The sequence below is a fragment of the Amycolatopsis sp. NPDC052450 genome, assembly GCF_044547565.1.
GTDB lineage: Bacteria > Actinomycetota > Actinomycetes > Mycobacteriales > Pseudonocardiaceae > Amycolatopsis.
This window is the reverse complement of the sequence record NZ_JBIUAQ010000036.1, coordinates 70,018-82,739: the sequence shown is the minus strand read 5'-3', so window position 1 is coordinate 82,739 and position 12,722 is coordinate 70,018. Positions and strand designations below refer to the sequence as shown.

Genomic DNA, 12,722 nt, shown 5'->3' with positions numbered 1-12,722 from the left:
CTGGGCGCGCCCGCCCCCCCCGGCCCCTCCCCCTCACCACCCCCCGGTGGTGTCCCCATCCCCCCTTCGGGGGGGGTTTTTTTTTTCTCTTTGTCGCCCCCCCCCCCACCCCGGCAGGGGCCGCCCGCCACAGCTCACGAACCCCTCCGGTCGTAAGCGGCCAACAGCTGCTTCTCCGCGTCCCGCAGGTACTTCTCCAGCGCCGTCTCCGCGGGCCCGAAGCGCCCTCGTTCCAGGTCCCGCAGGATCCTCTCGTGCCGCCGCAGGAACGGCTCGAAGAACGTGCGCGTGTTCTCCGCCAGCACGAAGAAGAGCCGCGTCTCCGCCAGCACCTGACGCATCGTCGTGCTGACCCGTTCGCTGCCCGCCAGGTCGCCCACCGCTTGATGGAAGGCGATACTCGCGGTCCCGACGGCCTGCCAGTCGCCTTCGCCCGCCGCGGCATGCCCCTCCCGCACCGCGACCTCGATGGCCGATAGGTCCACAGTGGACAGTTCGGCCGCCCGCCGCAGCGCACCGCATTCGGTGACCCGCCGCATCACGTAGAGATCCGAGATGTCCTGCGCGGTCAACTCGCGCACGAACACGCCGCGGTTGAGTTCGTGTACCGCGAGCCGCTCGTGCGCCAGGAGCTGGAAGGACTCGCGCAGCGTGTTGCGTGAAACACCCAACGCGGCGCTGATCGACGGTTCGGAAAGCCTCGACCCCGGCGGGAAGACGCCTTCGGTGATGCGCTGGCGCAGGATCTCGGCGACCCGTTCCGCTGTCCCGCTCCGTTCGAGCAAGGGTCTGTCTCTGGCCAGTGTCTCCTCGGCGGCAGGAGTGGACATGGCGCTACCTGACGCCGAGTTCGAAGTCGAGACTGTACCGGTTGCCCGGCATGGCACCGGCGGCCTTGGCGCCGTCGACGGGCAGCGCGACCCCGTTGATGAACCGCGATTCGTCGCTGGCCAGGAAGACGACCGCCTTCGCGACTTCCCACGCCTCGCCGACGCGCGCCGCGGGCGTGCTCGCGGTCAGCTGGTGTTGCTTGGCTTCGAACTCCTCCGGCGACGCGAGTGTGCCGCGCAGCATGTCCGTGTCGATCGCGCCCGGGTTGACCGTGTTCGCCCGGATCCCCTGGTGCGCGTGCGCGACGGCGATCGATTTTATCATGCCGACGAGCGCGTGTTTGGTGGCGTTGTACACCGGGTCGCCGGGGCGGCCCATCACCCCGCCGTTGGACGACGTCGTGATGATGCTGCCCGCCTTGTTCGCGATCATCCGCGGCAGCACCGCCCGCGTGCCGAGGAAGGCGGCCCGCACGTTCAGCGCGAAGATGTTGTCGAATTCCGCCAAGGTGGTGTCCGCCAGGGGTTTCCCGAGGTGGATGCCGACGTTGTTGAACAGTACGTCGACCCGGTCCGTCTCGGCGAGCACGCCGCGCACGAATCCGTCGACCTGTCCTTCGTCCGTGGCGTCCACAAGGGAGTGCCGGACGCCTTCGACGGGTTCGGCGAGTTCGCGGATGTCGCTGGAGAACACGGTCGCGCCCTCGGCGACGAACTCCTTCACGGTGGCGAGGCCGATGCCCCTCGCGCCCCCGAAGACCACCGCGACCTTGCCGGCCAGCCGACCCATGCTCATCTCTTCCCTCTCGACGAAACCGCTGTGTAGTCCTCCGGAAGCCGCACCAGCGCCCCGGGTTCTCCGTGATAGGTGACTTCGACGCCGTACAGTTCGCGCGCGGCTTCCACCGACACGTATCCGTCGACGACGTCGGCGAGCACGGCCTCCGGCTCCCGTTCGAACGGGTCGCCGTAACCGCCGCCGCCGGGCAGGATCACGTCCACGACATCGTCCGGGCGCAGGTTCACCCGGCTCTTCGACGGCAAAGGACCACGGGCGAGTTCGAACCGGCCCACCGCGCCGTCGTGTCCCGAGTCCACACCGGACGCGGGCCGGAGCACCCGGTCGACGTTCCCGTTGACACTCCAGGAGATCTCACCGCGAGCGGCCATCGTGGTGCACTGGCCGAGACCGCCGCGCCATCGCCCGGCACCTCCGGAGTCCCTGCGCAGCACGCGTTCGCGCTGGATCAGCGGTGCCATCGTCTCGATGACCTCCGTCGGGGTGGACCGCAGCCCGCTCGGGAATCCGGTGGTGCTGAGACCGTCCTTTGTGGCCCGTGCGCCGATCCCGCCGGTCTGGAAGACGTTGAGCATGAACTCGCGTCCACCGGCGTCGGCGCCGCGCCAGATCGTCATCCACAGCGCGTCCGCGCTGTGCGCCAAAGCGTTGCCGGGCAAGGCTTCGTGCAGTGCGGTGATCAGCAGTGACGGCAGGAAGTGCCCGATCAGATGCCGGGACGCGACCGGCGCGGGCGGCGCGCAGTTGAGCACCGAGCCCTCCGGCGCGGTGACGTGCACCGGCCGGAAGGAGCCCGCGTTGTGCGGCACCTCCGGCGAAATGGCGGCCTTGACCGCGAACGAGGCATACGCCCGGGTGTAGTTCAGAACGACGTTGATTCCGCGGCGGCTCTGCGGCGACGATCCGGCGAAGTCGAGGTGGATCTCCTCGCCGTCGATGGTCACCGCGACCTTGAGGACGACCTCTTCGTCGTCGAATCCGTCGGTCACCAGTTCGCTGGTGTACGTACCGTCCGGCAGGTTCGCCAGCGCGTCCCGCAGTGCCCGCTCGGAGCGGTTCATGATCTCGGCGGCGACGTCGTCCAGCGAATCGAGAGCGAATTCCTCCAGCAGCCGCACCAGGCTGGCGGCACCGACCTCGTTCCCGGTGACCTGCGCGTACAAGTCGCCGATGGTCTCCTCCGGCGTGCGGACGTTCGCGCGGATCAGCAGTTCGAGATCCGCGTTGACCTCGCCCGCGCGGAGGAATTTCATGATCGGCAGGCGCAAGCCCTCTTCGAAGACCTCGTTGGCCTCGGCCGAGACCAGCCGCCCGCCGATGTCCGGCGCGTGGCAACAGGAAGCGAACCACGCGACCAGCCGTCCCCGCAGGAAGACCGGCGTGGCGACGGTGATGTCGTTGATCTGCCCCGCCGTCTGCCACGGGTCGTTGGTGAGCAGGACATCGCCCGGCTGCAAGGTCTTCGGCGGGTACGCGGCGACGAAGTGGTGCATCCCGGTCGCCATCGCGTTGATGTGGCCAGGGGTCCCGCCGACGGACTGGCCGATCATCTCGCCGCGCGAGTCGAACACCGCGCAGGCGAGATCGAGGGATTCCCGCACCACGGAGGAGAACGCCGTGTTGACGAGCGCGTTCTGCTGTTCGGCCAGGATCGAGTGCAGCCGGTTTCCCAGCACGCCCACCAGGATCGGGTCGACGCTCATACCGTCACCACCAGGCCGGCGTCCGCGCCGACGACACAGTTCGCGTCCGGCGGAACGACCACAGTGGACTCGCGTTCCTCCACAATGGCCGGACCCTCGACGCGATCGCCCGGTTTGAGACGGTACCTGTCGAACACCGCCGTGTCGACAAAACCACCCGCGGCGGGAAAGTACGCCGGACGGCTCCCCTTGCGTGCGTCGCCTTCTGCCTCGGTGCCCGCGAGTTTCAGCGTGGCCTCGGGGGCCGGGCCGCGGGAAACGACACGCCAGTTGAGCACCTCGATCGCGACGTCCGGCCCGGTCCGCCGGTACAACGTCCGATAGGTCTCGGTGAACGCGTCGACCAGCGAATCCGGCCAGTTTCCCCGCTCGACCGGCACGCGGATCTCGTAGCCCTGCCCGGAGTACCGCATCTCGGCGATCCGGCGGTGCGTCACCTCCGCACCGTCCACACCGGACTTTTCCAGCAGTTCCCTTCCTTCGGTCTCCATCTCGGCGAACAACGCGTCGACCTGTTCCCAGGAAAGATCGAGTACCGCCGCACGCGCCGAACGCACGAAGTCGAAGGCCGGCGGCGCGGTGAGGAATCCCGCCGCGCTCAGCACCCCGGCCGCGCTCGGCGCGACCACCTCGGGCGCACCGAGCGCTCGCGCCACACCGACCCCGTGCACCGGCCCGGCGCCGCCGAAGGTGAACATCGGCAGCTTCGCCGGGTCCTTGCCGCGCTCGACGGCGTGGACGCGGGCGGCGTTGGCCATGTCCTCGTTGACGCTGGTGTGGATGCCCCAAGCGGCCTCTTCGACGCTGACGCCGAGCGGGTCCGCGATCTTCGAGCGGATCGCCCCACGCGCGCCTTCGGCGTCCAAAGTCATTCCGCCGCCGAGGAAATACCCCGGATCCAGGTAGCCGAGCACGAGGTCGGCGTCGGTCACGGTCGGCTCGGTGCCGCCTCGTCCGTAACAGACCGGGCCGGGCTCGGACCCCGCCGAATCCGGCCCGACGGTGAGCAGGCCGAGCGCGTCGATGCGGGCGATCGAGCCGCCGCCGACGCCGATCTCGATCATGTCGATGACCGGCACCTTGACCGGCAGACCGGATCCAGGCAGCAGCCGGTATTTCCGGTCCACTTCGAATTCGTGCGTCACCAGCGGCGCGCCGTCGGAGATCATGCACAGTTTCGCCGTCGTGCCGCCCATGTCGAAGGCCAGCAGATCCCCGATCCCCGCCGCGGAACCGATCGCGGACGCGGCCAGCGCCCCGCCGGCCGGCCCGGATTCGAGGATGCGGATCGGGTAGCGCGCGGCGGTGCCGACGGTCGCGATCCCGCCGTTGGAAAGCATGATGTGCGGCGACGGCCGCACCCCGGCCTCGTGCAGGCGCCGTTCGAGATCAAGGAGATAACGTTCGGTCAGATCCTGGACGTACACGTTCGCCACCGTGGTCGACGCGCGTTCGAACTCGCGGATCTCGGGGACGACCTCACTGGACAGCGCGACCCGCAACCGGGGCGCGACGTCCTTGAGCACTTCGGCTGCCCGCCGTTCGTGCGCGGGATTCGTGAAGGCGTGCAGGAAACAGATCGCCACCGCGTCGATCCCGCGGGCGTCGAGTTCGCGGCCGAGCCGCGCGACGTACTCTTCATCCAGTCCTTTGTGGACCGTCCCGTCGGCGAGGATCCGCTCGGGGACGTCGAACCGCAGGTGACGCGGGACCAGCGGGTCGGGAAGCTCGATGAGCAGGTCGTACAGTTCGTACCGGTGCTCGCGCCGCATCTCCAGCACGTCACGGAAACCGGCCGTCGCCAGCAGGGCGGTGCGCGCCCCCTTGCGCTCGATCAGCGCGTTCGTGACCAGCGTGGTCCCGTGCACGAACTGCTCGACGTCGCCCGCGTGCAGCCCGGCGTCGGCGAGTGTCCTCTTGAGACCTTCCTCCACCGCGCGAGCGGGCTCGTCGTGCGTCGTCAGCACCTTGCCGACGGCGACGACACCGGTCTCGTCGAGCACGCAGAGATCGGTGAACGTACCGCCGATGTCCACGCCGACGCGGAGCCCGGTCAAGGGGTTTCCTTGCGGTACCAGCGCGGCGACGTGTTGAGCGGCGGCGCCATCTTCGCGCGGACGACCAGCACGTTCGGTTCGTCGGACTCGATGAACTCGCCGAGCAGCCGCCGGAACGCGCGCCCGAACCCGGACACCCGGTCCGCGTGCACGCCGAAGGACCTCGCCAGTCCGACGAAATCGGGACTGTCCCAGTCGACACCCCGGCGCGGGAGCCCGGCCCGGTCCTGGTCGTACCGAAGCATCCCGTAGCCACCGTCGTCGACGATGATCACCGTGACCGGCAACTGCTCCTGCGCCATCGTGGCGAGATCACCGCAGGCGAACAGGAAACCGCCGTCACCACTGACGCAGATCGCGCGGCCGGTGCCCGCCGCGCCGGCGCCGAGCGCGGCCGGGAAGCCGTAACCGAGGGTGCCCCAGCCCATCGGATACGCGAGTTTACGCGGCGCGCGGACCCGGTGGAAGCCGCCGATCCAGTATCCGGCCACGCACATGTCCGCGACCACGACGGCGTCGGGCGGCAGCACCTCATCCAAAGTGGACAGAAGGTCCGCGGCCTGCGGCTCCTCTTCCTTGATCCGCTGCCGGACCCGGGCGGAGACCTTGGCGAGCCTGCCGACGAGCGCCGCGATACCGGGCCGTTCCTCGACCTTGAGCGCCTCGGTGAGCACCCGGGCGTCCCCGACCAGTGTGATGTCCGGCTGGTAGTTCTTGGCGGCGTCGTCCGGGTCGACGTTGATCGCGATGAGCTTCTTCGGCTGTGGCATCAGCCAGTTCTGCGTCATCAGCCCGTCGAAGTCGGTGCCGATGGCGAGGACGACGTCGGCTTCGTCCCACAGCGCCCCGACTTCGGGCGCATGCACCGGATTCGGGGCGAGACAAGGATGATCGACCGGCAGGAGCCCGCGAGCACCGAACGTGGTGAGCACCGGCGCGGCCAGCCGTTCGGCGAGTTTCCCGATCGCCTCACCCGCCCCGGCGCGCAGCGCGCCCCCTCCCGCCCAGATCAGCGGCCGGTCGGCGGTGGCGAGGAGCGCCTCGGCCTCGGTGAGATCCGGGATCTCGGCGGGCCTGGCGTGCGACCTCGGCGGACGACGCGCCGGCGTCCGCTCCGACAGGAAGTCGGCCGGGATGCCGAGATAGACCGGCCCGCTCTGCGGCTGGAGCGCGAGCCGGGCCGCGCGGTGGAGCGTCGCGGCGACCTGGTCGGCGCTCGAGACGGTGAACCCGGCCTTGGTGACCGGCGCGAACATCGCCTGCTGATCCGACGTCTCGTGCAGCACGCCGCGGACCACGCCGGGCCGTCGCAGCGTGGAGGGGATGTCGGTCGCGATGACCAGCACCGGCGCCGCCGACGCCATGGCCTCGCCGACGGCGGCGAGCGTGTTCGCCGCGCCCGGGCCCGTGGTCACCAACGCGACGCCGAGCTTGCCGGTCGCGCGGGCATAACCGTCCGCCGCGTACCCGGCCGTCTGCTCGTGCCGGACCCCGACGAGCCGGATGTCCGTATCGGCCAGCGCCTCCCATAACGGCAGGTTGTGCACCCCAGGGAGACCGAAGACGACTTCGGCCCCCAGAGCGGTCAGCGCGTCGGCGAGATGCTGGGCTCCGGTGGGTGCAGGCACCCCGCCGATAGTGCCAGATCGTTCAACGATCCAGCAACCATCGCAACCGGTCTCGTGAGGGGTGAGGACGGTTGTCCACGGGTGGCGCAAAGGTGGTTCGCTCGCGGCCGTGAGGCGACCATGTCGCGAAAGCCACTTTCGGGACCTCAGGCGTCGCGAAAGTGGCTTTCGCGACGCATCTCGACCGTGGGTTCGGCAAGGGCCACGTCCCGGGTGCGGGGAAGCGCCCCTTTCGCTAGCGCACCCTCCCCCTTCGTTGCGAAAGCCACTTTCGCAACCAGCCAACCTTGCTTACCCCTCAAGACCACTCACGAGGTCAGTACAACCCGGCCGCGTAGGCGGGACCGTAATACGCCTCGAGGTCGGCCAAGCTCTCCTCCGGCCGTTCGAAGGTCTTGGCGATCGCCGCGCGGGACGGCAGCGCGCCGGGCGCCCAGCTCTCCGGCGACCAGAGCTTCGACCGCATGAACGCCTTCTGGCAGTGGTGGAAGATCTCGTCGATGTCGACCACCAGCGCCAGCTTCGGACGGCTGCTCTTCACGATCATGTCGTCGAAGAACGGCGCTTCCCGCACGAGCCGCGCGCGGCCGTTGATCCGCAGGGTGTCGCCGCGGCCGGGGATCAGGTAGATCAGCCCGACGTGCGGGTTCGACAGCACGTTGCGGAACCCGTCGGCGCGCCGGTTGCCGGGGCGCTCCGGGATGGCGACCCGCGTGTCGTCCAGCACCAGTGTGAACCCGGCCGGGTCGCCCTTCGGTGAGACGTCGCAGGTGCCGTCGGCCGCCGACGTCGCGATCAGTACGAACGGTGACTCCGCGAGCCACTGGCGATCCATCTCGTGCAGCTTCGGACGCGCCTTGTTCGCGGTCCGCTCCAGCGGCGGCGGCAGGATCTCGCGCAGCTCGGCCTCGGTGGTGACTTCGACGAACTCAGACAATGTTGTGCTCCCTCGTCACGGCCCGGTCGCCGTCGAAACGGCGGACGTCGAGCCCGGTGATGTCGATGGCCGGGACCCGCCCCAGGTAGAGGTCCCGCACGAGCTCCCCCACCGCCGGGCCCATCTGGAACCCGTGTCCCGAAAAGCCGGTCGCGTAGAAGAACCGCGACACCTGCACGCTTTCCCCCACGATCTGGTTGCGGTCGGGGGTGACCTCGTACAGCCCGGCCCAGCCGCCGCGGATCCCGGCGCCGAGCACCGCGGGCACCCGGCGCGCGGCGATTTCGGCGAGTTTCGGCAGCCAGTCGCCAGGCTGGTAGCGGGTGTCGAAGCCGGGATCGCCGTCACCGTCGCAGAAGGACATCGCCAGGCCGAGGCCCTCGCGGTGGAAGTAGAACGCGGACGGCATCTCGATGGTCAGCGGCACGGATCCGGGCAGGTCCGCGACCGGGCCGGTGAACACGACCTGCCGCCGGAACGGCCGCACCGGGAGGTCGACGCCGGCGAGTTCGCCGATCCGCCCCGACCACGCGCCCGCCGCGCAGACCACCGCGTTCGCCCGCACGAAGCCTTCACCGGTCAGGACACCGGTGATCTCGTCGCCGTCGCGCTCGATCCCGACGACTTCGACACCGGTCCTCAGCGCCGCGCCGTGCCCGCGGGCCGCCCGCGCGTAGCCCTGGACCGCGGAGTCGGGAGTCGCCTTGGCGTCGTCCGGCGACCACAGGGCCGCGATCACGCCGTCGGTGTCGATCAGTGGGGAGAACCGCCGCGCCTCGGCGGGCTCGACGAGCCGGCTGCGGACGCCGTAGGAGTTCTGCAGTTCGGCGCAGCGCTCGAATTCGGGCAGGTCGGCCGGGTCGGTGACCAGGTACAGGTAGCCGTCGCGGCGGAAGTCGATCTCGGTCCCGTACGTCTCGGCGAAGGAGGCGTACTCGGCCAGCCCGCGCAACCCGATCTCGATGTTGACCCGGGTGGTGAACGACGACCGGATCCCGCCCGCGGCCTTCGCCGTCGAGCCTCCGCCGAGGGTCCCGCGTTCGAGCAGCAGCACCGAGACCCCGGCCGCGGCGAGCCGGTACGCGCAGCTGACCCCGACGATGCCGCCGCCGATCACGACGACGTCGGTGCGTTCAGGAAGTGGCTCCATCCGTGTCCCCGATCCGTTCGTCCTCGGGCGGCGGTCCCGGCGGCGTGCCGTCGCCGAACGGGCGCCCGCCCAGCTGCTCCCGGTGGTGCGGCGCCGTCCAGCCGGACAGGTCCGGTCCCAAAGGGACGATCCGCGTCGGGTTCACCTGCTCGTGCACCGCGTGGTAGTGCCGCTTGATGTGGTCGAAATCGACGGTGTCACCGAAACCCGGCGTTTGGAAGAGGTCACGGGCGTAGGCCCACAGCACCGGCATTTCGGTCAGTTTGTTCCGGTTGCATTTGAAATGCCCGTGATACACCGGATCGAAGCGGACGAGCGTGGTGAACAGCCGGATGTCCGCTTCGGTGATCGTGTCACCGACGAGGTAGCGCTGCTTTTCCAGCCGCTCGGAAAGCACGTCCAGCATGGCGAAGAGCCGGGTGTACGCGTCCTCGTACGCGGCCTGTTTGGTCGCGAAACCGGCTTGGTACACAGCGGCGTTGACATCCGCGTAGACGCCCACGTTGACGTCGTCGATCTCGTCACGCAGCCGCTCCGGGTAGAGGTCGGGCGCGCCGGGCCGGTGGAGACTGGTCCATTCGGTGGACAGATCCAAGGTGATCTGGGGATAGTCGTTGCTCACGAGCCGTTTGCTCGGAATGTCCACAATGGCCGGAACGCTGATGCCGCCCATGTAATGCGGGTCGGCCGCGTGATAGGCCTCCGCCAGGTACTTGATGCCGAGTACCGGATCCCGGTCATCGGGATCGAGGGTGAACCGCCAGCTCTTCTCGTCCTGGATCGGGTCGGCGACGGCCACGCTCAGCGCGGACTCGAGGCCGAGCAGCCGCCGGACGACCAGCCCGCGGCTCGCCCAGGGACAGGCCCGGCTCACCACCAGCCGGTATCTCCCCGCCTCCACCGGCCAGCCGTCACGGCCGTCGGCGGTGACACGCGCGTCGAAATGGTTGGCGGACCGACGGAACTCACCAGTCTGCGGATCGGTCGGGATCGTCATGTGAGCCACCCTAAAGCGTGAGATGGTGGTTTCGGTGTGCGTAGACTCTGGCACCCGGCGTGCTCGCACGCCGCCGCGCGGAAGGTGGTCCGACGATGCCGTTCATGCCCGTGACCGACTCGATGTTCCTTCTCGTCGAGACGCGCGAACATCCGATGCACGTCGGCGGGCTGCAACTGTTCAAGAAACCCGAGGACGCCGGGCCCGACTACCTGCGTGACATCCGCCGGAAACTGCTCGATTCCGACAACATGCGCCCGGTGTTCCGGCGCCGTCCCGCCCGGCCGGTCAACACCGCGGGCCACCTCGCCTGGTCGACCGACACCGAACTCGAACTCGACTACCACTTCCGGCATTCGGCGCTGCCCCAGCCCGGCCGGATCCGCGAACTGCTGGAACTGACCGGACGCTGGCACAGCACCCTTCTCGACCGGCATCGCCCCCTGTGGGAGATCCACCTGGTCGAGGGTCTGCAGGACGGCCGGTTCGCGATCTACAGCAAGATCCACCACGCGCTGATGGACGGGGTCTCGGCGCTGCGGCATCTGCAGGGCACGCTGTCGGACGACCCGTTCGACCTCGACTGCCCGCCGCCGTGGGGCTCCCGGCCCAAACCCGACGGCGGCCGCAACGGCAAGGCGTCGCCCTCGCTGTTCCAGACCATGGGCAAGACGGTCAACCAGCTCGCCGGTATCGCGCCCGCCGCGATGAAGGTGGCGCGCGAGGCGTTCCAGGAGCACACCCTGACGCTGCCTTCGCAGGCGCCGAAGACGATGTTCAACGTCCCGATCGGCGGTGCCCGGCGGTTCGCGGCGCAGTCCTGGTCGCTGGACAGGGTACGCAAGATCGCCACGGCGGCCGGGGTGTCGCGCAACGACGTCGTCCTCGCGATGTGCTCGGGAGCGCTGCGGGACTACCTGATCGAACAGAACGCGCTCCCCGACGCGCCGCTGACCGCGATGGTCCCGGTTTCCCTGCGGCGTAAGGACAGCGGGGACGCGGCGGGGAACAACATCGGCGCGCTGCTGTGCAATCTGGCCACGCACCTGAGCGATCCGGCCGCGCGGCTCGCGACGATCAACGCGTCGATGCGGAACGGGAAGAAGCTGTTCTCGGAGCTGACCCCGTTGCAGACGCTGCTGCTGTCGGGGATCAACGTCGCCCAGCTCGGCGTGTCGCCGATCCCCGGTTTCGTGAACAACACGAAACCGCCGTTCAACCTGGTGATCTCCAATGTGCCAGGGCCGCGTAAGCAGATGTACTGGAACGGCGCGTCGCTCGACGGCATCTACCCGGCGTCGGTGCTGCTCGACGGGCAGGCGCTGAACATCACGCTGACCAGCAACGGGGACAACCTGGACTTCGGCGTCACCGGCTGCCGCCGCAGCGTCCCGCATCTCCAGCGCATCCTGACCCACCTGGACACCGCGCTGGTCGAACTCGAACACGCGGTCTCCGTCGGGCGCGCCTGACCCCGCAATTCGTCACCTAAATGCGATGCCGGAGCATCGCAACCAGGTGACGAATTGCGTCGGGGGGTCAGCTGCCGTCGGAGACGTAGAGGGCGCCCGGGGTGATCGTGTACAGCTGGCCGTCCGGGCCGGCGACCGCGTCACGCGTGCGGCCGAGATTGGTCCAGAGCTTGCCGCCGTTGCCGTTCAGGTCGAGCTTGTACGTGCCGCCCTTGAGCGAAGCCATGTACAGCGAGCCCTTGTAGGCCGCGAGCCCGCTCGGCGTCGCCGAAGACGTCGGCCATGCCTTGACCGGGTTGGTCATCCCCGCCGTGTTGCACGGGCCCTCGCAGGTCGGCCAGCCGTAGTTCTTGCCCGCCTCGATCTTGTTCAGCTCGTCGAGCCGGTTGGCGCCGATGTCGGAGACGTACAGCTGACCGTTCGCCCAGGTCAGGCCCTGGACGTTGCGGTGGCCGTAGGAGTAGACGCGGCTGTTGAACGGATTGCCGGGCGCGGCCGCGCCGTCGGTGGTGACGCGCAGGACCTTGCCGCCGAGGGAGTTCTTGTTCTGCGCGTTGGCGCCGTTCTGGCCGTCGCCGGTGCCCGCGTAGAGGTAGCCGTCCGGGCCGAACCTGATCCGCCCGCCGTGGTGGTACTGCGAACCACGCGGGATGCCGGTGACGATCGGCGTCGGCGTCTGGCCCAGCTTCAGCTTGGCGATCCGGTTGTCGGAACTGGTCGTGTAGTAGATGAAGACCGTCTGGTCGGCGGCGTAGTTCGGCGAAACGGCGATGCCGAGCAGGCCGGCCTCCGCGGTGACACTCACCCCGGGGATGGTCTGGACCGTGGTGACCTTGCCCGCCTTGTCGATCTTGCTGATCGTCTTGGCGTCCTTCTGCGTGAAGAGACCGGTTCCGTCGGGCAGGAAGTCGATCGACCACGCCTGGTTGAGGCCGCTCGCGAGTTGTCTGATCGCCTGAACGGACGGCGCTTCGGCGGCCGCCGCCGGAACGGCCGCGATCGACACGGCCGTCGCGGCTGCGAACGTGGCGGCGAGAGTACGACGTAAGGACATGGGACGCCTCCTTCAGCTACACCCCTGGAGCTCGGATGGCGGCGGTGGGCGGGTGGTCGGGGTGCACCCGTCGAGTTGGATACAAACACACCGCA

At 69.1% G+C, this 12,722-nt stretch carries 10 protein-coding genes; 1 reads left to right on the top strand and 9 read right to left on the bottom strand.

Features of this window, described 5'->3' with window-relative positions:
* Window positions 1-134 precede the first annotated feature (134 nt).
* The 8 genes from ACIHAO_RS37055 to ACIHAO_RS37020 all read right to left on the bottom strand — a co-directional run bounded on the left by ACIHAO_RS37055 (window position 135) and on the right by ACIHAO_RS37020 (window position 10,101).
* A complete protein-coding gene (locus ACIHAO_RS37055; protein ID WP_396565989.1) occupies window positions 135-830 on the bottom strand; it encodes a GntR family transcriptional regulator in 696 nt (231 codons plus the stop codon).
* A 4-nt stretch (window positions 831-834) separates the two neighbouring features.
* A complete protein-coding gene (locus ACIHAO_RS37050; RefSeq protein WP_396565987.1) occupies window positions 835-1,620 on the bottom strand; it encodes an SDR family NAD(P)-dependent oxidoreductase in 786 nt (261 codons plus the stop codon).
* Between the two features lie 2 nt (window positions 1,621-1,622).
* Complete coding sequence (locus tag ACIHAO_RS37045) at window positions 1,623-3,332, bottom strand: hydantoinase B/oxoprolinase family protein (protein WP_396565985.1); 1,710 nt, start codon at window positions 3,330-3,332, stop codon at window positions 1,623-1,625.
* A complete protein-coding gene (locus ACIHAO_RS37040) occupies window positions 3,329-5,389 on the bottom strand; it encodes a hydantoinase/oxoprolinase family protein (protein ID WP_396565983.1) in 2,061 nt (686 codons plus the stop codon). Before ACIHAO_RS37040 ends, ACIHAO_RS37045 begins: the two co-directional genes overlap by 4 nt.
* Window positions 5,386-7,017 (bottom strand): thiamine pyrophosphate-binding protein, encoded by a 1,632-nt coding sequence (locus ACIHAO_RS37035; RefSeq protein ID WP_396565981.1) that lies wholly within the window; start codon window positions 7,015-7,017, stop codon window positions 5,386-5,388. Before ACIHAO_RS37035 ends, ACIHAO_RS37040 begins: the two co-directional genes overlap by 4 nt.
* Window positions 7,018-7,333: 316 nt before the next feature.
* A complete protein-coding gene (locus tag ACIHAO_RS37030) occupies window positions 7,334-7,954 on the bottom strand; it encodes a pyridoxamine 5'-phosphate oxidase family protein (protein ID WP_396565979.1) in 621 nt (206 codons plus the stop codon).
* Window positions 7,947-9,104, bottom strand: a complete 1,158-nt coding sequence (locus ACIHAO_RS37025) for an NAD(P)/FAD-dependent oxidoreductase (protein ID WP_396565977.1) — start codon at window positions 9,102-9,104, stop codon at window positions 7,947-7,949. Before ACIHAO_RS37025 ends, ACIHAO_RS37030 begins: the two co-directional genes overlap by 8 nt.
* Complete coding sequence (locus tag ACIHAO_RS37020) at window positions 9,088-10,101, bottom strand: glutathione S-transferase family protein (RefSeq protein WP_396565975.1); 1,014 nt, start codon at window positions 10,099-10,101, stop codon at window positions 9,088-9,090. Before ACIHAO_RS37020 ends, ACIHAO_RS37025 begins: the two co-directional genes overlap by 17 nt.
* A 95-nt stretch (window positions 10,102-10,196) precedes the next feature.
* Here ACIHAO_RS37020 and ACIHAO_RS37015 point away from each other — a divergent pair, with 95 nt between their 5' ends.
* On the top strand, window positions 10,197-11,573 hold the full coding sequence (locus ACIHAO_RS37015; protein ID WP_396565973.1) for a wax ester/triacylglycerol synthase family O-acyltransferase: 1,377 nt from the start codon (window positions 10,197-10,199) through the stop codon (window positions 11,571-11,573).
* 67 nt (window positions 11,574-11,640) lie between these two features.
* Here the strand turns inward: ACIHAO_RS37015 and ACIHAO_RS37010 are convergent, their stop codons facing one another.
* Complete coding sequence (locus tag ACIHAO_RS37010; protein ID WP_396565971.1) at window positions 11,641-12,627, bottom strand: PQQ-dependent sugar dehydrogenase; 987 nt, start codon at window positions 12,625-12,627, stop codon at window positions 11,641-11,643.
* Window positions 12,628-12,722: the final 95 nt, after the last annotated feature.